The organism is Streptomyces sp. NPDC030991 (assembly GCF_055571235.1).
On sequence record NZ_JBVIFR010000018.1, the window covers coordinates 22,984 to 48,030 of the forward strand.

Consider the following 25,047-nt stretch of genomic DNA (forward strand, 5'->3'; position numbering starts at 1 on the left):
AGCTGCGACCGCAGTTTCGGCGCACCGCGACGGGCTGCCATCGGCGAATCCACCGGTGTCCCAGGAGCGGTGACGGATGACCGGTGACCGCCGCACGGCACCCCCACGCTCACGCTCATGGGTGCGCGGTGCGCGGTGCGAGGTGTGCAGGCGGCGGCCTGCCGGGTGACGTCAGCGCGTGCCCCACAGATTGCGCTTACGGTAACCGCGCTGCCACACAAGGCCGTTGAGGACCTTGACGGGCGCGGGCATGGAGCCGAGGAAGCGGTCGCGTTCCGCACCCGGCACGCCGTCGATGATCCACGGGACGTACACCGCCGCGCCTTTCATCCCCTGTGCGGTGCGCATACCGCCCGCGAACACCTTCCAGTCGGCTGGGGTCTCGGGTGCTTCAGGCGGAGGTCAGAGAGCCGTGGGGGTGGGCGTCGCCGGTTCCCGGTCGGCTGCCGGGGGCAGCTCATGGGCGTTCGACGGAGTCCCGGTGTGCCGCCGGACGACGAGGCACGCGAGCGCCGCGACCAGGAGCACCGCGGCGGGCACGAGCATCGCCGGGCCCATGGCGTCGACGAACTTGTGGCCGAACGCCGCCCTCCCCGCGGCGCTCGCGCCGCCCGCCTCGACGCCGAGCTTCCCCTGCAACACCGCGCCGATCACCGCTCCGGCGAGCACCGAACCGGCCTGCCGCAGCGCGTTGTTGACGCCGGACGCGGCGCCCGAGAGGTGTGCCGGAACGTGGCGCATCACCTCCGTGGCCATCGGCGCGAAGGTGCAGCCGGCGCCGAGCCCGGTGAGGAGGAGCGGCCCCGCGATGCTGGTCCAGCCACGGCCGACGTCAGCGGTGGCGACGATCCAGACGAGGCCGCCCGCGTAGGCGCTCAACCCGCCCATCAGAACGTACTTGCCACCGATCCGGTCCGCGAGAACGCCCGCGGGGCCCGCCGTCAGGATCGAGCCGAGCGCGAGCGGCAACAGGACGAGCCCGGACTTGAGCGCGCTGAACTGCAGCACCGACTGGAGGTAGATCGTCAGCGGCAGGAACAGGCCGACGATGCCGAACGACACCGCGATCCCGACGAAGTTGAGGACGGTGAAGTTGCGGTCCCTGAAGAGCGAGAAGGGGACCAGCGGCTCCCTGTCCTGACGGCCGCGCTGGTGCAGGAGGAAGGCGGCGAAGAGCGCCACCGCCGCGCCGAACAGCGTTCGGATCGAGCCGTTCCAGTCGTAGCGCTGGCCTTCGGTGAGGGCGAAGGCCAGGCAGAACAGGGCCGCTGAGGCCAGGCCGACGCCCGTGTTGTCGAGGCGGTGATGGACCGTGCGCCCCGTCGCCGCCGGGATCAGCGTCAGCGCGAGGAACAGGACGAGGGCGCCCAGCGGCAGGTTCACGTAGAAGATCCACCGCCAGTCGAGGTCGGTGATCAGTACGCCGCCGATGATCGGCCCGAGCGCCCCGGAGACGCCGGCGACGGCGCCCCAGACGCCCATGGCGACACCTCGCCGGTCGGCCGGGAAGACGTCGGCGACGATCGACAGGGTCTGCGGCATGAGGAGCGCCGCGCCCAGCCCCTGGACCGCGCGGAACGCGATGAGCTGCGCCGGGTCACGGGCGAGGCCGCAGGCCAGGCTCGCGAGCGTGAACAGGGCCACGCCCGCGACGAACAGGTTCCGTTTCCCGCGCAGGTCGCCGAGGCGGCCCGCGGTGATCAGGAGGACGGCGAGGGCGAGCGTGTAGGCGTTGACGACCCAGAGGATCTGGTCGAGGGACGCGTCCAGGTCATCGACCAGGTCGGGGATCGCGATGTTCACGATCGTCAGGTCGAGCAGAGTCATGAAGAACCCGAGGGAGAGCGTGATCAGGATCGCCCAGGGGTTGCCGTGCCACTTCTTCAGCACTGTGTCGTGTCCTTCCGCTTGTGCTTCTGCTCCCGAGAGAGCGCGGAGGACGCCCGGTGTGACATCACGGCCGGTGAAGTGACATGTGCCACACGGTCGACCGGCGATGTCACATTCCCGGTGGCCGTCGCCGTCTCGGGTGCGAGCGCCCACGGGGAGGCAACTGACATGTCCGCAAGCGACGCAGGCCCGGCGACCGAGGCCGAGGAGGCGGCGACCCGCCTCTTCGTCGGCCACCGCGAGCTGCTGTTCTCCATCGTCTACAACATGCTCGGCAGCGTCACCGACACCGAGGACGTGCTCCAGGAGACCTGGCTGTCACTGGCCGGGCGGCTGAGCCGGATCCCGCTGGCGGAGATCGGCAACCCGCGCGCCTACCTCGTACGCATCGCGGTGAACCACGCACTCGCCCGGCAGTCCGCGATCAGCCGCCGCCGCGAGACGTACGTCGGCCCGTGGCTGCCCGAACCGCTGGTCGCCGCCGCACCCGACGCGCCGCCACCGGACACCGGCGACGCCGCCGACGCGTCGTTGCGCTCGGAGTCCGTGTCGCTCGCGCTGCTCGTCGTCCTCGAATCCCTCAGCCCGCTGGAGCGGGCCGTCTTCGTCCTCAACGAGGTGTTCGGCTACGCGCACACGGAGATCGCCGAGGTCCTGGACCGCAGCCCCGCCGCCGTACGCCAGCTCGCGCACCGGGCCCGCGCCCATGTCCAGGCCCGCCGCCCCCGGTTCGCGGCGCACCCGCGGGTGCGGCGGGAGGCGACGCGCCGGTTCGTGGAGGCCGCGCTCGGCGGCGACGTGGCCGCGCTGCTGGAGATCCTCGCGCCGGACGTCACGATGTGGACCGACGGCGGCGGCAAGGTCCGCCCGGCGGCGCTGCGCCCGGTGCATGGCCGCGAGCAGGTCAGCCGCATGATCACCGCCTTCGGGCAGCGGCGCGCGCCCGCGGACCTGGAGATCCAGTACCGGCACGTCAACGGCGACCCGTCCGCGGTCGTCTTCGCCGACGACTCCCCGTACGCCGTCATGGTCATGGACCTCACCGCCGACGGCGACCAGGTCTCCGACATCTACCTGGTGACGAACCCCGAGAAGCTGACGCGCGTACGGCCGGAAGAGGCTCTGTAGACCTGCCGGAGGCGTGCTGGGCGGGGTCGCGCGGCGCGGACCGCGGCCGGCACGCCTCCGGCAGGCTCTACGGTGACACGCAGCCGATCGAGCCCGCGGGCAGGTTGTTGCCCGTGGAGGTGGCGGTGAAGCCGAACGTGACGCTGCCGTCGGCGGCGATGACGCGGTTGTGGTCCACGTTCTTGACCGTGACCGTGCCGTCCGAGCCGGTGGACAGCGAACCGTTCCACAGACTGCTGATCCTCGTGCCCGTGCCGGGCTTCCACGCCACGGACCAGCCGTTGCGGGGTTCCGTGCCGTGGTTCATCACCTCGACGGACGCCTGGAAGCCGCCGCTCCAGGAGTTCACGACGTTGTAGACGGCCATGCACGAGCCCGTGTGCGGATCCGTCGGTGTGGGCGTCGGGGTGGGAGTGGGTGTCGGCGTGCTGCCGGAGTCCCGGACACCGGTGACCTCGCCGTTGCCGCCGTCGAAGACGATGTCGGAGCAGGAGAAGAAGTTCTCCTGGCTGTCGGAGCGCACCCACTGAATGAAGATCAGGGCGTCGCCCGAGCGGCCGGAGGGCAGGGCCATGTCCCAGGAGTAGTGGCCGCCGTCGGTGCCCGGCGAACCCGTCTGGGACGGATTGGTGACGGTCTTGATCAGATCCAGGTCGTCCCAGCCCAGTTCGGACGTGGGCGACCAGCCGGGCTTGGACAGGTAGACCCGGAAGTCACCGGGGTGCGCGGCCCAGTTGCTGTACTGCACCTGCAATGTCTTGCCCGAGGTCAGATGCGTCCTTGGCCAGTCGCTGCGGGCCGCGTTGTACGCGGAGAAGTCGTACGGGGACCGGTCGCCGGCACTGCACAGGGTGCCGTCCGGTACGTAGCCGGAGCCCCGGCCGCCCGCCTGGGAGTCGAGCACGGCGAACCAGTTGTACAGCGGGGTCGTACCGCTCTTGTTCACGGCGTCCCGGCAGGCGGGATTCGTCGGGTCCAGAGCGCCGTTGCCGGTACGGGCGTCCTGGTAGCAGAGGTAGGTGCGCGAGCCGGGCAGCATCGCCACCCCGTGCGCCTCGGCGGAGCCCTGTCCCAACAGGGTCACGCCGAGCGCCGCGAGCAGAGTGGCGAAGGCGGCTGCCATGGAAAGAATGGTTCTGCGGCGAGCCATGATGTCTCCTCTCCGGTCATATTCGGCTGTATTTCGGTCGCATTCACTCGTGTCTGACTGCGGGACGCACCGGCCCGGCCCACGCGCGAGCCCGGCACCGGTCCGGCCCGAGGACCAGTCCGGCCACAGGCGCCTGGCCGTCGCCCCGGCTCACCGCTACGCGGCCGCGCAGACGGTTCCGTTCAGGCTGAAGGCAGTCGGTTTGGCGAAGGTGCCGCTGTAGGTTCCCTGGAAGCCGAAGGTCTGGCTGCCGCCGGCGGCGATCTGCGTGTTGTGCGCCAGCCCGCTCGCCGTGGCCGCGCCCGACGACGGGGAGACCGTGGCGTTCCACGCGTTGGCGATGCGCTGCCCCGAGGGCAGGGTGAACGCGAGTTTCCATCCGTCGACCGCCGACGCGCCGGAGTTGGTGACGGTGACATCGGCGGTGAAGCCGCCCTGCCAGACGTTGGCGCCGTACGAGACCTTGCAGGCGGTGGAGTCGCCGGGGTTGCCCGGATCGCCGCCACCGCCGGTGTTGACGGAGGAGGAGAAGGAGTTGACCGCGAGCCCTGCTCCGTTCTGCCACGGTTCGAACCCGGCCTGAATGCTCGTCAGGTACCAGCTGTTCTGGGCCAGTCCGCGCGAGACCGCCTGCCGGACGAAGTCCATGACGTCGAAGTTCCAGCTGGTGATCGCCGAGGGAGCGACGAAGGACAGCACGTCGTTGGAGCCGTTGTTGCCGGACCAGACCTGCCAGGTGCGGCCGGCCACCGTGGCCGTGCCGACCTGCGAGCCGACCGGCTGGACCGAGCCCACCTTGTTGAACCAGATCATGATCTCGGTCCGGTTCACACCGTCGGTCCTCGGTGTCGGGTCGAGCCAGATGTCATAGGCGGCGTCGTACACGGCGCCGCCGACGTAGCTGTAGGAGATGCTGGTGGGTGCGGTGGAGATGCCGCTGAGCCGCGCCGGGAGATTGGTTCCCGGTGAACAGTTCGTGTAGTGACAGCCGTTGAAGATGGACGGGTATGACTTCGGGGCGCCGTTGGTGGGCACGGAACCGTCGGCCCGGTCGATCCGGAAGCCCGTGCCGGTGGCGGTGATGCACTGGGTGGCGCTCGTTCCCCAGCGGTTGTTCTGCACCACGTAGCGCCCCTGGATCGTGGTCGATCCGAACGGGTCGCAGATGGCGGTGTCGGCGTGGGCCGGCGACGTGGCGGTGAGAAGTGCGGCCACGAGAGCGACAACGGTGAGCAGAGCGCCGAACAGTCCACGCGCGGCGCGGGTCAGATGGGTTGACGGTCGCATGCGGGGGGTCCTCTCTGGGAGGGGCGGCCGGTGACTACGGCGGAGCGCGGCATGCCCCGAGCCGGGGCAGGGTGGGAGCGCTCCCAGGTGCGACTCGAGAGGGACTGTAGAAGCCGCGCATGTCCCTGACAAGGCTCCGGACGGAACGTCATCGACCCGGTTGTGAACCCCCAGGTCCGGGGCTCGGACAAGCGGAGAGCGACATCTGGCCATGCTTTGGGAGCGCTCCCGTTGCCGCGTAGGCCGGTCGCTCAGGCCGAGTCGCGCAGCACCAACTCGGTACGGAGGATGACGTGCCGCCAGGCCACGGCGGGCTCCTCCATCTCCTCCTCCAGCAGCCGCACCATGGCCCGGCCGATCTCGTCCACCGGCTGCCGGACCGTGGTCAGCTTCGGATCGGTCTGCTCGGCCAGCAGGAAGTCGTCGAAGCCGATCACCCCGACGTCGTCCGGCACCCGACGGCCCGCCACCCGCAGGGCGTCGAGCGCGCCGGCGGCCGTGGTGTCCGACGCGGCGAAGACGGCGTCGATCCCGGGGTGCCGTTCGAGGAGATCGGCCATGGCCCGGCGCCCGCTCTCCTGGGTGAAGTCCCCCTCCACGACCAGGGACGGCACGTCCTCGACGCCCGCGCGCGCCAGGGCCTCACGGTAGCCGCGCAGCCGGCACTGGGCGACGTACATGTCGAGCGGCCCGGTGATGGCGGCGATGGTCCTGCGTCCGCTCTCCAGCAGATGCGAGACGGCGCTGCGAGCGCCGCCGACGTTGTCCGCGTCGACGTAGGTCACGCACTCCTCGCCCGAGCGGCGGCCCAGCAGCACCGTGGGCAGACCGGCGTCCGCGAGCATGTCCGGCAGCCGGTCCTGGGCGCGGACGGACATCAGCAGCACGCCGTCCACCCGGCCGCCGCGCGCGTACTCCACGAAGCGCTGTCGCTCCGTCTCCGAGCGGATCAGGGTGAGCAGCAGCTGCATCCCGCTGTCCGTCAGGGCGTCGCCGACCGCGCGGACGATCTCGCTGAAGAACGGTTCGCCGAACAGCCTCCAGTCCGTCTCCGTCATCACGAGCGCCACGGCGTCGGCGCGACGGCCGGCCAGTGAGCGGGCCGCCAGATTGGGTACGTATCCCAGCTCGGCGATGGCGCGGCGCACCGCGTCACGAGTCGAACCGCGCACCCCCGCCGCGTCGTTGATGACGCGTGAGACGGTGCCGCGCCCCACGCCCGCGCGGGCCGCCACCTCCTCCAGCGTCGGGACGCCAGGACGTCGCCTGCCCATGATCCACCCCCATCTCCCACCCGGGATCACCCGATACTACGGCCCGGTCGGTCCGGGCGCGGGGCCCTCTGCGCAGAGCGCGCGGGCCTGACTCGACAGGGAGTTGCGGCCCCGGAGGGCTCGGGACGCCGGAGCCCGGCGCCCCTCAGCGGCGGTCGGGCCAGCCGGTCACGGGCCGGGGCGCGTGCGGGGCGGCCCGCCACAACGACCACCCAATTGTATTAGTGCAAAAGGTAGTTGACGCTAGTTCGATGTGCCACTTAGAGTCGCAGCCATGATCGTCACCGTCTCCGCCGCCGAGCCCCGCGACCAGCCGGGCTGGCGCCGACTCTTCGCCGCCTACGGCAAGTTCTACGAGATCGAGCTGTCCGAGGCCGAGATCGACCGGGCCTGGGCCTGGATCCACGATCCGGCCCGCACCACCCGCTGCCTGATCGCCCGGGACGCCGAGGGCACCCCGGTCGGATTCGCCCACTACCGGGCCGAGGAATCCCCGCTCAGCGGCGTCCGCGGCTTCCTCGACGACCTGCTCGTCGATCCGGCGCACCGGGGCGGCGGCGTGGTGGACGCGCTCTTCGAGGAGTTGCGCCGGGTCGCCGCGGCCGAGGGATGGCCGAACGTGCGCTGGCGGACGGCCGAGAACAACTACCGGGGGCGCGCCGCGTACGACCGGCACGGGGTGAAGACGGCGTTCCTGACGTACTCGATGGACATCGACACCGAGGGCTGAGGGACGGTCCCCGGCGCGGGGCAGGAGGCGGAGCCGCAGCGCTCGGGCCAGGTCAGGACGAGCGTGAGCCGGCAGCGGTCGGGGAGGACCGCCGGGGAGGCCGCGCGGGCGCGGAGGCAGCCGGGCGGTCAGTCGCAGACGGCCGTGTCCAGGAAGGCGTCGACGGCCTCCTCGGGATCGCCGCGGAAGTTCGGCGTGAGGGCGACCGTGACCCGGCGCCGGCCGTCCTGCGTGGCGAACACCCAGGACTGGTACGCGAGGGCGTCGCCGTCGTTGCCGTACACCCGCACGCCGCACGAGGTGTCCCGCCAGGCCAGTCCCAGGCCGTACCGCCCGCCCTCGACACCCGGTGTCCTCATCGCGGCGAGGAGGCGGTCCGGCAGGAGGCGCCCGCCGAGCAGTGCGGCGATGAACCGGTCGAGATCCCGCGTCGTGGAGATGATCTCGCCGCTCGCGCCCATCACGGAGGGGTTCATCTCCGTGTAGTCGACAAGGCGTGTGCCCGCGGGCCCCTCGACCGGTACGTAACCGTGCGGATGGGGCTTGTCGATGCGCGGCGAGGTCCCCGGTACCGAGGTGCCGCGCAGCCGCAGAGGCCGGATGATCCGGTCCTCGATCTCCGCCGCGTACGGCCGGCCGGTCACCTTGCCGATGATCCGGCCGAGGAGGGTGTAGCCGGTGTTCGAGTAGGCGTAGGCCGAACCCGGCGGTTCGAACGACGGCGGCTCGGCCACCGCGCGACGAACCAGCTCGGCCGCGGTCCAGGTCCGCAACCGGTCGGCCGGAAACTCCGCTGACGGTGGCATCACCAGGGTGCGCAGGTAGTCGTGGAGCCCGCTCGTGTGGCCGAGCAGCTGCCGCACGGTGATGCGGTGACCGCCAGGAACGACCCCGGGCAGCCACTTCTCGACCGTGTTGTCCAGGCGCAGCAGGTCCTCGTCGACGAGTTGCAGGACGACGGTGGCCACGAAGGTCTTGGTGACGCTGCCCACCCGGAACTTGCCGACAGCCGGGACCGGTTTCGTCGTGCCCAGTTCGGCGACCCCGCTGGTGCCCCGCCACACACCGTCCTCGTCCCGCACCTCCGCCAGCGCGCCCACCGCGCCGGCGTCCGTGACACGGTCCAACTTTTTCTGCAGCTCGGCGCGGTCCACCTTCTCCGGCGTCGCGGAGACGGCGGCCGGGGTCACCATCACCGCCAACGCTGTCGTCACGGTCATCAGGGCCTGGGATACGTATCTCATGCCGCCCTCCTCAGGAGTGGTCCACGGGTGCAGTTCAGCGGGTACGCAATGAGGTTGCTACGGGAGCGGGGCTGCGGCGATGGTGCTCGTCGGCGTACCGGGCCGGGGGTTGTCCCCAGGACCGCGCTGTGATCAGGTGCACCATGCGCACCTGGAACCTGCCGGTACTGCTCGTGCTCTGCGGCGCGGCCATCGCCGCCGAGTTGATCCTCAGCGGACGCCCCGGCGAGGCCGCCGCGCTCCTGCTGGTGTTCGTGCTGCTCGCGGGCGCGCACTCGCCCCTGGTCTTCCCGCGGTCGATCGGGGCGCTGGAGGCACAACGCCGCAGCGCCGCCGATGGGCGGCCGGTCGTCTACTGGCGGCCGGGTTGCATGTACTGCATGCGGCTGCGCTTCCGGTTGCGTGGTGAAGCCCGCCGGCTGCATTGGGTCGACATCTGGCGTGACCCGGACGGAGCGGCAGCGGTGAGGGCGGCCAACGGCGGTGACGAGACGGTGCCGACCGTCGTCGTGGCGGGCCGGCCGCACACCAACCCCGCCCCCGAGTGGGTGCGCGCACAGCTCTCTCCCCCTCGCCGACCGGCATGAGCCCGCGCCGGGCGGGCAGGACGAGCCCGGTCGGCGCCGGTACGGGCCATCGCCCGACCGCGGCTGCCGACAAGCCTGTGACCTTGCAGGGCCGGGTCGGTGATGACGGCGTGAACGGCACGGGTTACGGTCTGGTCAGTGCCTGGGACGGCGGGGCGCTGTGCGCAGACCGAGGTCCGTGGGCTTCGTCATGAGCACACTGTCGTGGAGATGCAGGCGTGAACCATTCAGACCCCCAGGCACGAGCCCGAACCGTCGTCCCGGCCGCCCGCACCGGCCCCACCGCGGCAGGGCTCCCGGCAGCGCGGGCCGACAGCACACGCGCCGAGATCCAGGCCCTGCGCGACCGGGTGGCCAGCCTGAACAAGCAGCTCCGCGCCCGCCCCGCCGTCTCCTACGCGCAGGGTCTGCTGGTGGGCCGGTACGGAGTCGACGGCCCGGAAGCCGCGTTCACGATGTTGCGCGAGGTGTCGCAGCGCAACAACATCAAACTGCATCAGATCGCCGCCGCCCTCACCACGACCACCGCCCCCGCCCCGGGCGCGGCACAGTGGTTCCCCGGGCGTGCCCCGACGCCCGTGCCGTCCCTGCGCGGCCTGGCCCCGCACGATCTGGACGCCCGCAACCAGGGCGCGGTACTCAAAGCCGCACTGCACCGGGTACTGGACGTGACACACGGCCGGGCGGGCAACGTCCAGCTCGTCGAGGCCGGCCTGCTGCGCCTGGCCCAGCACCACGGCCACAGCCCGCTGTTCACGGACTACTTCGCCTTCGTCGAGGACGGCACCCTGTGCGCGCGGGCCGCCGCGGACGGAGCGCAGGACACGGTCCTCGACATCGCCGCCGCACATGACGTCTTCCCGGACGAGACCCGCCAGTTCCTCCTGGACACCGGCAGCCGTGCCGTGCACAGCCTCCCGCTGACCGGCCCGGACGGCGTCGCGCGCGGCGTCATCTCCAGCCACTACCACCAGCGCCTGGACGAGGGGCTGGCACCCGCCCAGCTGGACGCCCTCGAACAGGTGCGGCAGCAGATCGGCGCCTACCTGCACTGGCACCACCACAACGTCATCCTCGACGCCCTGGAAGACCTTCATCACAGAGCCGGCCACCCGCCGCGCGACCACGGTTGAGCACGGAACCCGCGGCACACACCGACCGCGGGGGCTGCGCTTCCGAACCCCCGGGAAAAGCGCCGAGCCCTATTGTCGGCTGATGCACGCACACCGTATCGACCGCCCGTCCGATCTCGACGTCGTCCGTGAGTCCTATGACCAAGTGGCCGACACCTACGCCCACATGATGGTCACGACCGGTATGGGTGACATCCGTCGCCATCCCTGGCTCAAGGCGTCGATCGACGCCTTCGCCGACACCGTGGGCGGGCTCGGGCCCGTTCTCGACGTCGGCTGCGGCCCGGGCACCGTGACCGGCTACCTCGCCGAGCGCGGGCTCGACGTATCCGGGGTGGACCTCTCTCCCCGCATGATCGAGAACGCGCGGCGTCTCTATCCGCAATGCCGTTTCAGCGTCGCGTCCGCCACCGAGCTCGACCTCGGCGAAGCGTCCCTGGGCGGCGTACTCGGGTGGTGGTCGTTGTTCAACCTCCCCCGGGACGTGCTCCCTCAGGTGCTCGCCCATTTCGTGTACGCCCTGAAGCCGGGCGGGCACCTCATCGCCGCCACACATGTGGGCGACGAGGACGTGGTGCGCACCGAGGCCTACGGGGGAGTGCCCGTTCAGTGGACCACGCACAAGTGGCGCCCGGAGCAGCTGGTGGACATGGTCGAGCGGGCCGGACTGCGGCTGGTCGCCGAACTCCGGCTTCCCGCGGACGAGCAGACCGGACCCGGCGTGGTCGTCATGGCCGAACGCCCCGCCTGAGACGGCCAGCCGCACGCTGACTCCGGGCCGTCCGGCCCCGCCCGACCGTGGGCGGCGCTGCCGGAGCGGGTCACCGCTGCCGAGCCGGTCGGGCTCTGGTGCCGTGGTCGGTCATGGTGGTTCGACCGCACGCTCCGCGGCCCGGAACCGGGCGAGCGAGGCGAGGCGATGGTGTCCGGGACGGTGCGGCATCCCGGACAGCTCGGCTCACTCCGGCAGCACGGCCTCGATGGCGGCGATCAGCTCGGGCGCGTCGGGTTCGGTCTGCGGGGAGAAGCGGGCCACCGCGTTGCCGGAGGCGTCGATCAGGACCTTCTCGAAGTTCCAGCGGACATCGCCGGTGTACCCCTCGCCGTCCGCCACCTCGACGAGCTTCGCGTACAGGGGGTGCCGGTCCGCCCCGTTGACGTCGACCTTCGCCGTCATCGGGAACGTCACGCCGTACGTCGCCGAGCAGAACTCGGCGATCTCCTCGGCGCTGCCGGGCTCCTGGCCCATGAACTGGTTGCAGGGCACCCCGAGTACGGTGAAGCCGCGCGCCGCGTACTGCTCGTGCAGCTTCTCCAAACCCGCGTACTGCGGGGTCAGGCCGCACTTCGAAGCGACGTTGACGATGAGGACGGCCTTGCCCAGGTACTGGGACAGATCGGCGGAGCCGCCCTGGAGGCGGTCGATCTCTACTGCGTCGTAAACGGTCATGGTCCGGAGGGTACGCCGCCGCACTGTCATGACCGGCTCCCGCCCTCGCGGCCACGCCCGGGAGCGGGGGAGCGCCGCCCACGGGGACCATGTCAGGTACCGGCGAGCAAGGGCGCGACGGCGTCCCCGCCGAGCTGTGCGCGCCGCTCCGGATCGCTGACTCCGAGACCGGTCGTGGGCGCCAGCGCGAGGACGCCGACCTTCCCCGCGTGGCGGTTGCGCTGGACCAGCCGTGCCGCCTCCGCGGTCTCCGCCAGCGGATACGTCACGGAGAGAGCCGACCGGAGCTGCCCGAGCCGCAACAGCCGGTTCACCTCGGCCTGTTCCTCCAGGTTGGCGCCGTGACTGCCGATGATCCGCTTGAGGCGCATCCACAGGTATCGGTTGTCGAACTCGTGCAGATAGCCCGTGCTCGACCCGCAGGTGACGACCGTGCCGCCGCGCCTGACCACGAACACCGACACCCCGAACGTGGCACGCCCCACGTGCTCGAAGACGATGTGGGGGTCCTCGCCCACCGCACTCCTGATGCGTCTGCCGAGGCGTTTGCCGACCGTGCTCGGATCCGCCGGCTCGTCGCCGGTCAGGCCGATCTCCGCGCGGTCGATCACGACCTGGCACCCGAGGGTGCGGGCCCGCTCCGCCTTCTCCTCGCTGCTGACCACACCGACCGCGATGCCACCGCCCGCCCGCACCAGCTGTGAGGCGTAGGCGCCGAGGCCGCCGGCCGCCCCCCAGATGAGCACGATGTCCCCCTGCTTCATCCGGGCACCGCGGTCACTGACCAGCATGCGGTACGCGGTCCCCGCGCACAGCGGGTTGGCGGCCGCCTCCTCCCATGTCAGATGGGCCGGCTTGGGCAGTACCTGGCTCGCGCGGGCCACGCAGTAGTGCGCAAGGCCGCCGAAGTTCGTCTCGAACCCCCAGGCCAGCTGGCCCGCGCCCAGCATGCCGTCGGCGTGGGTCGCCGGGTCCTCGTCGTCCACGTACGCCGTGGTGATCACGACCTCGTCGCCGGCCTTCCACCGGCGCACCCCGGACCCCGCGCGGACGACGACCCCGGCCGCGTCCGAGCCGAGGGCGTGGAACGGCTGGTCGTGCCGTGCCGCCCAGCGGTCGCTCGCCCCGAAGTGTTCGAGGAACGTGAACGTCGGGATCGGCTCGAACATGGCGGACCACACCGTGTTGTAGTTGATGCCGCTGGCCAGCACCGCCACCAGGACCTCGTCCGGCGCCAGTTCGGGCATCGGCACGCTGCCGACGTGGATCGACTTGCGGACGTCCTTGTCGGCGACCCCGGCGAAACTGCCGACGTCCTCGACCCGCAGGTGCGCCGCGGTGTACTCCGTGGGCACGGGTAACCGCTCCAGCTCCTGAGGGGCGGCGCCGGCCACGACTGCCTGGGCGAGCGGGTCCATGGGTTTCTCCCTTGTCTCCGGTGTCTTGGTGTCCTGGGTGTCTCCGTGCGGCGCCACCGCGGATCGCGAGAGCGCGTCCGGCGGATCACGCCCCCTGTGGACGCGGGGGCGGAAGGAGTCCTGAGAGCCTGTCTTTGAACTCCCGTCTGCGCGCGGACGACGGGGGTTCAAAGACAGGCTCCAAGGGTGCGGTGCGATTCTTCGCGCCGACAAGGGGATCGCGGGTTGTTCGCCCCGATCGCCAATCGCCGACCGGCGGCTCATCACTTCCGGACAGCGCCGCGGGCCGGCGCCGCGGCGCTGTCAGTTGGGTGAGGACCGGTCGCTCCCGGCTGCGCGGCCGGTGCGTAGAACCGGAGGCGGCGGGCTCCGTAGTGTCCCGCTCACTCCCTCACCCGACCGTTCCACGAAAGGTGACACCTCTGATGGCACAGTCGCAGACGGCCGCGGCGCCGGACGACGCCTGGGGCGAACGCATGGGCACCTCCGACCGCGTCGTCGTGGGGTTCTTCGTCGGTGTCCCCTTCATCGCGGTGATCGCGTCCGTCGTGGTCCTCTGGGGATGGGGGGTCACCTGGCACGATCTGGTGATCGGCGCGGTGCTGTACGCGGTCGCCGTGCACGGCATCACCGTCGGCTACCACCGCCTCTTCACCCACAAGGCGTTCCGGGCGGTCAGACCCCTGAAGATCGCGCTCGCCGTAGCCGGTTCGCTCGCTGTCGAGGGCGATCCGATCACCTGGTGCGCCGACCACCGACGCCACCACCAGTTCTCCGACCGGCCCGGGGACCCCCACTCTCCCTGGCGGTTCGGCACCTCCGTGAAGGCCCTGCTGAAGGGCATGGCCTGGGCCCACGTGGGCTGGACGTTCAACAACGAGAAGACCAACCGGCGCAAGTACGTGCCCGATCTCCTCGCCGACCCTGATCTGGTCGTGGTGGGCCGCCTCCAGCCGCTGATCGTGCTGTTCTCCTTCGGCGCGCCCGCCGTGGCCGGCGGGCTGTGGGGCGACGGGGCCTGGGACGCGGGCGCCGCCTGGTCGGCGTTCTTCTGGGCGGGGCTGGTGCGCATCGGCCTGCTGCACCACGTCACCTGGTCGATCAACTCGATCTGCCACATCAGCGGCGACCGCCCCTTCCGCGCCCGTGACCGCTCGGGCAACGTCTGGTGGCTGGCCCCGCTGTCCGGCGGCGAGTCGTGGCACAACCTGCACCACGCCGACCCGACGTCCGCGCGCCACGGTGTGCTGCGCGGACAGCTCGACTCCAGCGCCCGGCTGATCCGGGTCTTCGAGGCGCTGTCCTGGGCGCGCGAGGTCCGCTGGCCCGACGAGCGCCGGCTCGCGGCGAGGGCCGTCGACGCGGACGGCCTCGCGGCCGGGCGACGCGCGCGGAGGCCGGTCCGCTGAACGCGGGACCGGCCCGGTCCTTCGCCGCCGCGCGTGGCCGTCAGCCTGGCAGCCCAAGACCCGCCGCCAGCGTCGGCCAGGAGGCGGTGAACTCCTTCTGCCAGGACGACCAGGCGTGCGAGCCCCCGCTGTAGTAGTGGATCTGCGCCGGAACACCCACGTCGGCGAGGTGGTCGGTGAACCGGTGGGCCTGAGTCCACAGGGTGCCCTCCAGGATGGCGCCCTGCAGATTGCCGAAGTCGGTGCTCGGCACCCCCGACCCCTGCGAGATGTACAGCCGGGTCCCCGCCAGCCGCGGCGCCTGCGCGTAGGGGTTGTGCTCGTTCCAGATGTTCCGGTTGAGCAGGTAGCTGCCCCACAGCGCGAGCGGCAGCTCCAGCTCCCGGGCGACGATCGCGTTCACCACCGTCGGCATGCCGATCGAGGTCGTGTCGAGCACACCGCTGTACGAGGCGGCGGCCCCGAACGTACCGGGGTGGCGGGCGGCGAACGCCAGCGCCCCGTAGCCGCCGGTCGAGACGCCCGCGACGGCCCGGACGGAACCGGCCCGGTAGTTCGCCCGGAGCAGCTGCATGACCTCCTCCACCTGGAACGTCTCGTAGTCCCTTGTGGACCCGATGCCGTAGTTCCACCACTTGGTCGGGATGCCCGTGGAACCCGACGACGGCATGACGGTGATGACGTCCTTGTCGGCGAGGAAGCCCTCGATGTCCGTCTCGCGCGTCCAGGACGTGTAGTCGTCGTGCGCCCCCTGGAGCAAGTACAGGACCGGCCAGGTCCGGGCGGGTTGTGAGGCGAAAGCGGCGGGGAGGATGACGCGCACGGGAAGCCGGGCACCGGCCGCGGGGGAGTCGACGGTGAGGTCGACCGTCCGCGGGTCGAGCCACTTCTCCGCGACGATCCTGGCGCCGTCGGCCGCCGTGGCGCTCGCCACGGCAGGGCTGGCATCGGGCGCGGCGCCCAGCGCGGCGGGCGCACCGGCGAGGCCGCCCGTGGTGAGCAGGGCGGCGGTGGCGAGCATGGCGAAGCCCGCGCGCGAGGGTCCGGACGGACGCGCCGGTGCGGTGGGACGCGCGGGTGGCTGGGTCGGTCGGGGCATGGGGTGACTCCTCATTCTTCGATGCCGTGAGGGGTGCTCTCGGTCCGGTGTGTACGCGGTGGATGCCGGTTCGTGCGGTGACGGGGCGGCCGGACGCCCCGTACGTCGTGACACGTACGGGGCGCCCCGCGGTCATACGTCGCGCAGGTCCCGGGTGAGCAGACCGGCGAGTGTGTCGACCACGGGCGGGTCGAGCAGGGCCAGATGATGACCCGGCAGGGGAGTGACCGTGAGGTCGCCGCAGTGGGCGTGCCAGCCCAGCGACTCGTCGGTGCGCTCGTAGCGGGGATCGCGGACTGTGTGCGGCGCCGGTTCGCTCGCCCGGTACAGGAAGGTCCGGCCGCCGTACGCGCCCGGCACATGGCGTTCGCCGCCGCACAGGTCGAGGTAGGACGTGCGCTGGTGCTCCAGGACGGCGGGCGGCAGGTCCACGGTCTGCTCCAGGACCTTGAGGACGAGGTCGACCTGCCCGGCGTCGTCCAGTCCCGCGAGTTCCTCGTAGGCGAGCGGCAGGGCGGAGCCGTAGGTGCGCTCCACGTGGGCGGCGAAACCCGCGAACCGGCGGCGGGCCGCCTGGGCCGGCGTGAGTCCGCCGGGCAGGGGCAGCGGCAGCACCGAGTCGATGAGGACGAGCGCGGACACGGAGCCGCGCCGCGACAGCAGCCGGGCCGTCTCCTGGGCGACCACCCCGCCGTACGACCAACCGCCGACCAGCCAGGGGCCGTCGGGGGCCACCTCGATGATCCGGCGTGCGAACTCCCGTGCCCGGTCGGCCACTTCGGGGAGTTCCGGCAGCCGGTCGAGGCCGAGGACGCGCCGCCGACCGGCCAGCCGCCGGGCGAGCCGCCCGTACACCTGCGAGGAACCGCCCGCCGCGTGCGCGAGGAAGAGCGGCGCGCCGGGCCCCTCACCGTCGAAGACGCGGAGCCGGCCCGGGACGCCCCGGTCACCGTCCGGGCCGGCGGGCGCGGAGGTGCCGGATCGCGTGTCCGGGAGCAGCGCGGCGACGCCGCGGAGCGTGCCCTGGCGCAGCAGCACCCCCGGTTCGACCACAGTGGCGAACTCCTGCTCGACTGCCGTCCTGATCCGTACCGCGGTCAGCGAATCGAGGCCGAGGTCCGTCAGCGCCGTGTCCGGGTCCATGCGCTCCGCGCTGTAGCCCATCACCCCGGCCACGCAGGCGCGGAGCCGGTCGAGCACACCGGTGCCGGAGCGGGCGACGGCCGCCGCGGGGGGCCCGGCCGGGGCGGACTCCTCCCCGGCCCAGAAGCGCCGGTGGCGCCAGCGCGGCGACGGGACGTCGACGACGCGGCCGCCCGGGGGCGGCTCGGCGGCCGGCCGCACCCCGTGGACGAGGAGCGTCGCCCGGGAGGAGTGGAAGGTGAGCGCGTCGTCCGTGTCACGGCGCAGCGTCCCGACCACGAGCGCGTCGTCCGCGCCCGCGTGCCGCAGCGTCTCCAGGAGCGGATGCAACTGGGTCGGGTGCGGGGCGACCTCGACGAAGACGCGGTGTCCGTCCTCGGCGGCCGCGGTCACCGCCTGGGCGAACCGCACGGGCCTGCGGAGGTTGGCCGCCCAGTAGGCCGTGCCGTGCTCGGCCGGCGCACGAGGATCGGCCAGGACCGTCGAGTACTGCGGGCAGAGGGGCGGAGCGTGCCCCACGTCCCCCAGTTCGGCCGCGAACCGGTCGAGCAGCGGATCGACGGCGGAGGAGTGCCCGGCGGCCGTGACCCGCATCGACCGCGCGAACCCGCCCTCCGCTCCGACGCGGGTGATGAGCCCCTCCACGTCGTGCGCGCTGCCGGTGACCACGCACTGGGCGGGCGAGGAGTGCACCGCCACCTGGAGCGTGGGGAACTCCCGGGCCAGCTCGGCGACGGCGTCGCCCGAGCGGTCCACCACCGCCATGGCGCCACCCGCGAGCGAGGCCAGCAGCCGCGAGCGGACCGCGACGATCCGGGCGCCGTCCGCCTCGTCCAGGGCCCCGGACACGACGGCCGCGGCGATCTCGCCCAGGGAGTGCCCGATCACCGCGGCGGGCCGGAATCCGTACGAGCGCCACAGGGCGGCGAGCGCCACCTGGAGCCCGTACAGGACGGGCATGACGGTGGTGGGTGACGAGAGGTCCGCGCCGGGCTCCAGGCTCGCCAGGAGTGAGATCCCCGCCCGGTCCAGCAGGATCGGCTCGATCCGCCCGACGGCGGCGGCGAACTCCGGTTCGGCGTCGAGGAGCGCCCGGCCCATGCCGGGCCACTGCGACCCGTAACCGGAGAACACCCACACAGGACCGGGCCCACCGGGGTCCCGGTCGGCGGTGATCAGCCGCGGATGTGGTTCGCCGGCCACGAACCGGTTGAGCGCCGCGGCCATGTCCTGCGGGGAGTCGGCCACCACCGCGGCCCTGCGCCGGCCGCGGCCGACGCGCCCGGCGAGCGTGCGGCCCACGTCGGCCGGGTGGGCGCGGGCGCCCGAAGGACCGGCCAGCCACTGGGCCAACTCGCCCGCGTACGCCCGCAGCCGGTCGTCGGTGTGCGCGTCCCACAGGACGACGGACGGCGCCCGCCCGGACCGGGCCGGGCGCCGCGTCCGCGTCCTCCTCCGGTGCTCGGTGAGGACGACGTGGGCGTTGGTCCCGCCGAACCCGAACGCCGAGACGCCCGCGGTCGCCGTGCCCGAGTACCGGGGCCACGGCTCGGACTCCGTCACCACGCGCAGCCCGAGCCCTTCGAGATCGGCGTGCGGACCCGGCGCGGTGAAGTGCAGCTGCGGCGGAATCTCGCCGTGGTGCAGCGCGAGTACGGTCTTGATGAGACCGGCGATGCCCGCCGCGGCCTCCAGATGCCCGAGGTTCGTCTTGGCCGAGCCGATGAGCAGCGGCCGCTCGGCGGCGCGCCCCCGCCCCGCACCGAGCGCCGCGCCCAGCGCGCCCGCCTCGACGGGGTCGCCCAGCGCGGTGCCCGTGCCGTGCGCCTCGACGTAGTCGACGCTTGTGGGGTCGGCGTGCGCCTCGGCCAGTACGGCGTGCTGCGCCTGGGAGTTGGGCGCGGTCAGGCCGTTGGAGCGGCCGTCTGAGTTCACCGCGGAACCCGTGATGACAGCGAGGATCCGGTCGCCGTCGCGCTCGGCGTCCGCGAGCCGCTTCAGCACGACGACACCGCACCCCTCACCTCGTACGATGCCGTCGGCCGCGGCGTCGAACGCCTTGCACCGGCCGTCCGGGGCGAGGGCCCCGGCCCGCTGGAACCCGTAGGTGATGGACGGGGAGAGCAGCAGGTTGACGCCCGCGGCCAGGACGGTGTCGCTCTCGCCCGCGGCGAGGCTGCGCACCCCGTGGTGGACCGCGACCAGCGACGAGGAACACGCCGTGTCGAGCGCCATGCTGGGCCCGCGCAGATCCAGTACGTACGACAGGCGGCCCGCCGCGACGCTCAGGGCCGCGCCCGGCGGGGTCCAGGCGTCGACGGAGCGCGGGTCGGCGGTCGTGAGATGGGCGTACTCGTTGCCGCTGATGCCGACGAACACGCCGGTGCGGGTCCCCGCCAGCGCGGCGGCGGGGATCGCCGCGTGGTCCAGCGCCTCCCGTGCCACTTCGAGGAGCAGCCGCTGCTGCGGATCCATGGCCGTGGCCTCGTGGGCCCCGATACCGAAGAACTCCGCGTCGAACCCGGCCACGTCGTCCAGGAACGCGCCGTGCCGGCTGATGCCCTCTGGCAGGTCGGCCTCGGCCGCAAAGCCGGCCCACCGGTCCTCGGGGACACTCCCCACGGCGTCCCGCCCCGCAACGAGCAGCCGCCAGTAGTCCGCCGCGGACAGCACCCCGCCCGGCAGGCGGCAGCCGATCCCGACGACCGCGACCGGCACCGGTCCCGGCCCCACCGACGGGGCGGACGGCGCCGGTGGCGTCGGCGTCTGCTCCGCGCGGAGCACACGCTCCACGAGAGCGCCGATGGTGGGTGTCTCCCAGAGCAGCGTGGCGGGCAGCCGCCTGCCCACCAGGTCCCCGAGGATCGCGGTGAGGGCGACGGCGTCGCGGGAGGTGAGCCCGAGTTCGGCGAGCGGCCGGTCCTCGCGCACCTCGCCCTCGGCCAGGCCGTACCAGGACCGCAGCCGCTCGACGACGACCGCACGGACCTCCTGGGCGCCGGGGCTCACCGGTGGTCCGTCGGTTCGAAGGCGCCCTCGGTGAAGCACCGACGGCTCGCCGCGCGCGAGACCTTGCCGCTGGAGGTGCGGGGCACCGCCCCGGGGGCCGCGAGCACGAGCCGGGACAGACGCAGACCGTGGCGCGCGAAGACGGCGGCCCGTGCCGTGCGCTCCGCGTCGGCCGCGAGGGCGTCGGCGATGTCCTCGCCGCCGCGGCGGAGCTCCGCGACCACCACCAGATCGTCCTCGCCGGAGCCGTCCGCGCGCGGAACGCAGAACGCGGCCAGCCGGTCGCGGCGCAGCGCGTCGACGGCACCCTGCACGGTCTCCTCGATGTCCTGCGGGTAGTGGTTGCGGCCGTCCACGATGATCAGGTCCTTCAGACGGCCGGTGACGATCAGGCGTCCCTCGTGCAGCGCGCCGAGATCACCGGTGCGCAGCCAGCCGGTCTCCTCGTCCGGGGCTCCGGGGGCGCGCACCTGGAAGACCTCGGCGGACTGGTCCGCCCGTTTCCAGTAGCCGAGGCCGACGTTGGGCCCGCGCACCTGGATCTCGCCGATCTCGCCCGCGGCGAGCGAGCGGCCGGTGGTGCGGTCCGCGATGCGCAGCTCCTGGCCGGCGGGTTCGCCGCACGTGCTGAGGCGGACCGCTGTCGGGTCGGCGGGATGGCACGGCGCCACCCGGCCCGCCGTGAGCGCGTCCGCGTCGCAGGAAACGGTGCGCGGGGCCGCGGTGCGGGAGTCGTTGGTCACGAAGACGGTGGCCTCGGCCAGCCCGTACGACGGGCACTGCGCCTCCCGCGCCAGCCCGGCCCTGCCGAAGGCGGAGTGGAAACGGTCCACGGTCGCGGGGCGCACCGGCTCACTGCCGTTGATCAGCACCTTGACGCGGTCCAGGCGCAGTTCGTCGAGGGCGTCGTCGTCGGCGCGCGAGACGCAGTAGTCGTACGCGAAGTTGGGAGCGGCACTGATCGTCCCCGGGTACGAGCCGAGCAGTCGCAGCCAGCGCAGCGGGTCCGCGAGGAAGGCGACGGGGTCCATTAGCACGGAGGGGAAACCGCCCACGACGGGTGCCGCGACGCTGAGGACGAGCCCCATGTCGTGGAAGAGCGGCAGCCAGCCGACCGTGGTGCTGGCTGTGGTCAGTGCCCCGAACGCGTCGACGGCCTGGCGGGCGTTGGCGACCACATTGGCGTGGCTGATCATCACCCCGGCCGGGCTGCGGGTGGAGCCCGACGTGTACTGGAGGTAGGCGATGTCCTGCGGACCCGGGCGTGGCATCACCGGGGCAGGGGCGGGCGGCGTCCCGGCAGGCGCGTCGACGGCGATGACCGGCAGGGCGGGGAGTCCGTGGCGGGCGGTGAACGTGTGGACGCCGGGCGCGGTCGCCGTGTCCGTGAGCAGACAGGCGGGCTCGCAGTCGTCGAGCACCCCCGCGAGCCGGCCCTGGTGACCGGGGAGTTCCGGCCCGAACAGCGGCACCGCGATGACCCCGGCGTACAGGCAGCCCAGGAACGCCGCCGCGTAGTCGAGGCCCTGGGGCAGCAGCAGGGCGGCACGGTCGCCCGGGTTCGCCGCTTTCGCCAGGCGCGCCGCGACGGCGAGGGCGCGTCGGTCGAGACCGCGCCAGCCGAGCGTGCGGTGCAGCCCGGGCGAGTCGGCCTCGGGGAAGTCCACGTAGGTGAAGGCGCGTTGCTGCGGGCGCTCGGTGGCCCAGTGCCGCAGGTGGTCGGTGAGCAACAGGTCTTCGGAGGGCTGAGCGGAAGTCATGGGAACTCCAGCTGGTCAGGCGTCGGGGACGGGGGTTGCGCGCCGGGGTGCGGGGAGCGGGACTGCCGACGGGGCCCCAGGTTCCGCCGCGATGTGACTGATGAGTAAGACGGGTCGCTGACAGTTCGGACCGAGTGAGCTGTCAGTCGAGTGACAAGCGGAGCGCGGGGATTCGGCGCCCAGACAGCAGTGGTGACCGCCCGGCGGCCCGGAGAATCGCATCCCGTCGCACGGACGGCGGGGGAGAGGACCGGCCCGGTGAGTCGCAGAAGGCTGCTCGCACTGCTGGCGCTGCTCGCCCTTGCGGGCTTCATCACCACCCTCGACAACACGGTCATCAATGTCGCCCTGCCGACGGTCCAGCGCGAACTCGGCCTGGACGTCACCGACTTGGAGTGGGTGGCCAGCAGCTATGTACTGACGTTCGGGGCGCTCCTGCTGCCGGGCGGCCGGCTCACCGACCTGGTCGGCAGGCGTCCCGTCCTCGCGGCGGGTCTCGCCGTGTTCGTCCTCGCCTCCGCGGCCGCCGCCCTCGCCGACAGCGGCGGCACGCTCATCGCCGCCCGCGCGGTCCAGGGCGTGGGCGCCGCCCTCGTGATCCCCGCGTCGCTCGCCGTCGTCGCCGCCGATCTGCCCGCCCGCAACCGGGCGATGGCCGTCGGGCTGTGGACGGCCGCGCTGGCCGTCGCGCTCGCCCTGGGACCTGTGGTCGGCGGGTTCGTCACCGAACACTGGAGCTGGAGCTGGGTGTTCCTGCTCAACGTTCCCTTCGGTCTGCTCGCCCTGCTGCTGGTCCCCGCCGTGCCCACCGTGCCCGGACCGGCGCGGCGCCCGCCGATCTCCCGGCTCGACCTCCCCGGCACCCTGCTGTCGGCCGCCGCGCTCTTCCTGCTCACCTACGGCCTGGTGCGCGGCGGCGAACACAGTTTCAGCGCCGCGCCCGTGCCCCTCTGCCTGGGCCTGGCGGGCGCGGCCGGGCTCGCCTTCCTCCTCGTCGAGACGCGGTCCGGGCTGCCGCTGCTGGAGCTGGGGCTGCTGCGCGACCGGGCGCTGAGCGGCGGCACGGCGGCCCAGGTCCTCTGGGGCATCGGCGTCAACGGCGTCTTCTTCTTCACCGCGCTCTACCTCCAGCGCGTCATCGGATTCTCGCCCACGAAGGCGGGCCTGGCCTTCCTGCCGCTGGCCGGCGCCCTCCTGGCGGTCACGCCCTTCGCCGAGCGGGCCGGACGCGTCCTCGGGGTCCACCGCTCGATCGCGGCGGGCCTCGCCCTGGTGGCGGTGGGCCTCGTCTACGTGTCGGGAACGGGCCTGCACGCCGGGTACTGGGACATCCAGCCCGGCCTGCTGCTGATCGGCGCGGGCTCCGCGCTCACCACCCCGCTGACGGTGCGCTCCCTCGCCGACGTGCCCGCAGGGCGCACCGGGATGGCCTCCGGCCTCATCAGCGCGGCCCGCGAGGTGTCCGGCGTGTTCGGTGTCGTCCTCGTCGGCGTGGTCCTCACCCGCACCGAACGCGCCGCGCTGCGGGACGGGGTCGCGCCGTCCCGCGCCTTCCTGGACGGCTACGACAGCGGATTGCGCCTGGCCGCCGCGTGCGTCCTGGCCGGGGCGGCGGTCACCTGGGTGACCCTGCGGCGTCCCGGGCGTCACCGGCGGCCAGGACGTCACCGGCGGTCCGCGCAGAGCGGGGGAGCGGCGCGCGGGACGGCCGCCGAGCGGGTCGCGCCGGCTGCGCCGCGCGGATGAACTCCCCTTGCCTCACAGTCCGTTGGCTCAGGACCCCTCTTGTGCGGCAGGCACAGTTCCCGGCGGCGCGCGTGTGGGTCCGCTGACTATCGAGCCTCAGTTACCGCTGCGTAACTTCACGGCTACCGCAACGGCCCACCACCGACCCCAGGGAGTACATGGTGCGCAGAGCAGAAGCGAGCCGATCGGCAGCGAGCCGGTCAGCGATGAGCGGCTCGGAGGCGAACAGCCCGAGAGTGACGCGCGGCCGGCGGGCGATCGGCCCGCTCCTCGCCGCGGTTCTGGTGGGCGGCGCGCTGGGCGTGCCCGCCACGACGGCCGGCGCGGCGCCCCGTGCGGCGGCCGGCTGCGCGGCGAGCGACGCGGACGTCTACCGCCCGCCCGCCGCCGCGCCGGGGACCCCGGGCAGCGTCATCGCCTGCCGGGCGACCGCCCTGCCGCACGTGCCCGGCTCCGTCCCGCTGCACGCGTGGAAGGTCCAGTACAGCTCCAAGGACAACGAGGGCGCCCCGGTCGCCGTGTCCGGCACGGTCGCCGTACCCGACGCGCCCTGGAAGGGCTCGGGCAGCAGGCCGGTCGTCGCCTTCAACCCGGGCACACTGGGGCTCGGCCCGCAGTGCGCCTTCTCCAAGCAACTGTCCGGGGCCTTCCAGGACGAGTACGAGGGCGAGAACATCGCCGCGCTCCTCAAGGCCGGTTACGCGGTCGCCGCGACGGACGGCGCCGGGTACCTGGACGGCCAGACCCACCCCTACGTCTCCGGCGGCGACGCGGGACACGCGCTGCTCGACGTCGTCCGCGCCGCATCGGCGGTACCGGGCAGCGGCGTGGCCAAGACCGCCCCGGTCGGCCTCTGGGGCTACTCCGAAGGCGGTGCGGCCAGCCTCTGGGCCGCACAACTCGCGAGCACGTACGCCCCGGAACTCAAGATCGTGGGCGACGCCTCGGGCGGCGTACCGGGAGACCTGAAGGTGGTCGCGTCCGGCCTCGACGGGGGCGCCTTCGCGGGCTTCCTCGCCGACGCGGTGATCGGCCTCGCCGCCTCCCACCCCGCCATGCCCTTCGACGAACTGCTCAACGACGCGGGCCGGGACGCCGTCGCCCGGGCCACGTCCCTCTGCCTGGCCGGGACCGTCGCCGGATTCGTGGGGCAGAAACTCAAGAACTACACCGAGAAGGGGCTGTCGCTCGACCAGATCTACGCGCTGACCGGCACCGACGGCAAGACCTGGGGCCAGGTCATCGACGAGCAGAAACTCGGCACCGGCGTCGGCCGAAAGGGCTCCGGCGCCCGCTACGAGGTCGGATTCCCCGTCCTGCAATACCGCGGCCTGCTCGAAGAGGTCATCCCCACCTCGACCGAGGACGCGACCCGCAGGGCGTACTGCGACGCCGGGATCACCACGCAGTGGAAGCTCTACCCCGGCGACCACCTGCTCACCGACCAGCAGGCCAAGGACGACGTGGTGAAGTGGCTCGGTGACCGCTTCGCCGGACGGCCCGAACTGGGCAGCTGCCTGCTGCCCTGAGAGTCGGCCCCCGGCAGGGGGAGCGCCGCGGCCGCCCGGCGGCTCGTCGGCGCCGGAACGC

General features: G+C 72.7%; 19 protein-coding genes. 8 read left to right on the forward strand and 11 right to left on the reverse strand.

Translation table 11 applies throughout. From position 1 onward, the window contains the following. Positions 1 to 171: 171 nt before the first annotated feature. Together ACZ45E_RS29005 and ACZ45E_RS29010 are read right to left on the reverse strand one after the other, a co-directional pair. Complete coding sequence (locus tag ACZ45E_RS29005; protein WP_468225992.1) at positions 172 to 348, reverse strand: hypothetical protein; 177 nt, start codon at positions 346 to 348, stop codon at positions 172 to 174. Between the two features lie 54 nt (positions 349 to 402). Beyond that, the gene (locus ACZ45E_RS29010; protein WP_468225995.1) at positions 403 to 1,890 is read right to left on the reverse strand and encodes an MFS transporter; all 1,488 of its coding nucleotides are present in this window, start codon (positions 1,888 to 1,890) and stop codon (positions 403 to 405) included. A gap of 168 nt (positions 1,891 to 2,058) precedes the next feature. Here ACZ45E_RS29010 and sigJ point away from each other — a divergent pair, with 168 nt between their 5' ends. Then, entirely contained in the window at positions 2,059 to 3,018 is a 960-nt protein-coding gene (gene sigJ, locus ACZ45E_RS29015) for an RNA polymerase sigma factor SigJ (RefSeq protein WP_468225998.1), read from the forward strand. A 67-nt stretch (positions 3,019 to 3,085) separates the two neighbouring features. Here the strand turns inward: sigJ and ACZ45E_RS29020 are convergent, their stop codons facing one another. From ACZ45E_RS29020 to ACZ45E_RS29030, 3 genes are all read right to left on the reverse strand, one after another. After that, a complete protein-coding gene (locus ACZ45E_RS29020; protein WP_468226000.1) occupies positions 3,086 to 4,168 on the reverse strand; it encodes a lytic polysaccharide monooxygenase in 1,083 nt (360 codons plus the stop codon). 156 nt (positions 4,169 to 4,324) lie between these two features. Continuing rightward, on the reverse strand, positions 4,325 to 5,455 hold the full coding sequence (locus tag ACZ45E_RS29025; protein WP_468226003.1) for a glycoside hydrolase family 12 protein: 1,131 nt from the start codon (positions 5,453 to 5,455) through the stop codon (positions 4,325 to 4,327). Between the two features lie 251 nt (positions 5,456 to 5,706). After that, on the reverse strand, positions 5,707 to 6,729 hold the full coding sequence (locus ACZ45E_RS29030) for a LacI family DNA-binding transcriptional regulator (protein ID WP_468226007.1): 1,023 nt from the start codon (positions 6,727 to 6,729) through the stop codon (positions 5,707 to 5,709). A gap of 274 nt (positions 6,730 to 7,003) precedes the next feature. Here ACZ45E_RS29030 and ACZ45E_RS29035 point away from each other — a divergent pair, with 274 nt between their 5' ends. After that, positions 7,004 to 7,459, forward strand: a complete 456-nt coding sequence (locus ACZ45E_RS29035; RefSeq protein ID WP_468226010.1) for a GNAT family N-acetyltransferase — start codon at positions 7,004 to 7,006, stop codon at positions 7,457 to 7,459. A 128-nt stretch (positions 7,460 to 7,587) separates the two neighbouring features. Here the strand turns inward: ACZ45E_RS29035 and ACZ45E_RS29040 are convergent, their stop codons facing one another. Next, positions 7,588 to 8,703 (reverse strand): serine hydrolase domain-containing protein, encoded by a 1,116-nt coding sequence (locus ACZ45E_RS29040; RefSeq protein WP_468226013.1) that lies wholly within the window; start codon positions 8,701 to 8,703, stop codon positions 7,588 to 7,590. 143 nt (positions 8,704 to 8,846) lie between these two features. Between ACZ45E_RS29040 and ACZ45E_RS29045 the strand changes: the two genes are divergently transcribed. The 3 genes from ACZ45E_RS29045 (at position 8,847) to ACZ45E_RS29055 (ending at position 11,174) form a co-directional block, all read left to right on the forward strand. Continuing rightward, positions 8,847 to 9,290: a glutaredoxin domain-containing protein gene (locus ACZ45E_RS29045; protein WP_468226016.1), complete on the forward strand. Its 444-nt coding sequence runs from the start codon at positions 8,847 to 8,849 to the stop codon at positions 9,288 to 9,290. A gap of 218 nt (positions 9,291 to 9,508) precedes the next feature. After that, positions 9,509 to 10,423 (forward strand): ANTAR domain-containing protein, encoded by a 915-nt coding sequence (locus ACZ45E_RS29050; protein ID WP_468226018.1) that lies wholly within the window; start codon positions 9,509 to 9,511, stop codon positions 10,421 to 10,423. 82 nt (positions 10,424 to 10,505) lie between these two features. Continuing rightward, positions 10,506 to 11,174 carry a class I SAM-dependent methyltransferase gene (locus ACZ45E_RS29055; RefSeq protein WP_468226021.1) on the forward strand — a complete coding sequence of 223 codons (669 nt, stop codon included), beginning with the start codon at positions 10,506 to 10,508 and terminating at the stop codon, positions 11,172 to 11,174. 207 nt (positions 11,175 to 11,381) lie between these two features. Here ACZ45E_RS29055 and ACZ45E_RS29060 read toward each other — a convergent pair whose 3' ends face one another. Next, positions 11,382 to 11,873, reverse strand: coding sequence for a glutathione peroxidase (locus tag ACZ45E_RS29060; protein WP_468226023.1), 492 nt, complete (start codon positions 11,871 to 11,873; stop codon positions 11,382 to 11,384). Between the two features lie 92 nt (positions 11,874 to 11,965). Beyond that, complete coding sequence (gene ccrA / locus ACZ45E_RS29065; RefSeq protein ID WP_468226026.1) at positions 11,966 to 13,291, reverse strand: crotonyl-CoA carboxylase/reductase; 1,326 nt, start codon at positions 13,289 to 13,291, stop codon at positions 11,966 to 11,968. Positions 13,292 to 13,716: 425 nt separating this feature from the next. Here ccrA and ACZ45E_RS29070 point away from each other — a divergent pair, with 425 nt between their 5' ends. Then, positions 13,717 to 14,700: an acyl-CoA desaturase gene (locus ACZ45E_RS29070; protein WP_468226029.1), complete on the forward strand. Its 984-nt coding sequence runs from the start codon at positions 13,717 to 13,719 to the stop codon at positions 14,698 to 14,700. Between the two features lie 40 nt (positions 14,701 to 14,740). Here ACZ45E_RS29070 and ACZ45E_RS29075 read toward each other — a convergent pair whose 3' ends face one another. The 3 genes from ACZ45E_RS29075 to ACZ45E_RS29085 form a co-directional block, all read right to left on the reverse strand. Continuing rightward, a complete protein-coding gene (locus ACZ45E_RS29075; RefSeq protein ID WP_468226031.1) occupies positions 14,741 to 15,799 on the reverse strand; it encodes an alpha/beta hydrolase in 1,059 nt (352 codons plus the stop codon). Positions 15,800 to 15,931: 132 nt separating this feature from the next. Beyond that, positions 15,932 to 19,951, reverse strand: coding sequence for a beta-ketoacyl synthase N-terminal-like domain-containing protein (locus ACZ45E_RS29080; RefSeq protein WP_468226033.1), 4,020 nt, complete (start codon positions 19,949 to 19,951; stop codon positions 15,932 to 15,934). After that, the gene (locus ACZ45E_RS29085; protein WP_468226036.1) at positions 19,948 to 21,711 is read right to left on the reverse strand and encodes a fatty acyl-AMP ligase; all 1,764 of its coding nucleotides are present in this window, start codon (positions 21,709 to 21,711) and stop codon (positions 19,948 to 19,950) included. Before ACZ45E_RS29085 ends, ACZ45E_RS29080 begins: the two co-directional genes overlap by 4 nt. 258 nt (positions 21,712 to 21,969) lie before the next feature. Between ACZ45E_RS29085 and ACZ45E_RS29090 the strand changes: the two genes are divergently transcribed. Both ACZ45E_RS29090 and ACZ45E_RS29095 read left to right on the forward strand, forming a co-directional pair. Further along, positions 21,970 to 23,457, forward strand: a complete 1,488-nt coding sequence (locus ACZ45E_RS29090; RefSeq protein ID WP_468226039.1) for an MFS transporter — start codon at positions 21,970 to 21,972, stop codon at positions 23,455 to 23,457. 206 nt (positions 23,458 to 23,663) lie between these two features. After that, positions 23,664 to 24,986, forward strand: a complete 1,323-nt coding sequence (locus ACZ45E_RS29095) for a lipase family protein (protein WP_468226042.1) — start codon at positions 23,664 to 23,666, stop codon at positions 24,984 to 24,986. The last annotated feature ends 61 nt before the right edge of the window (positions 24,987 to 25,047 follow it).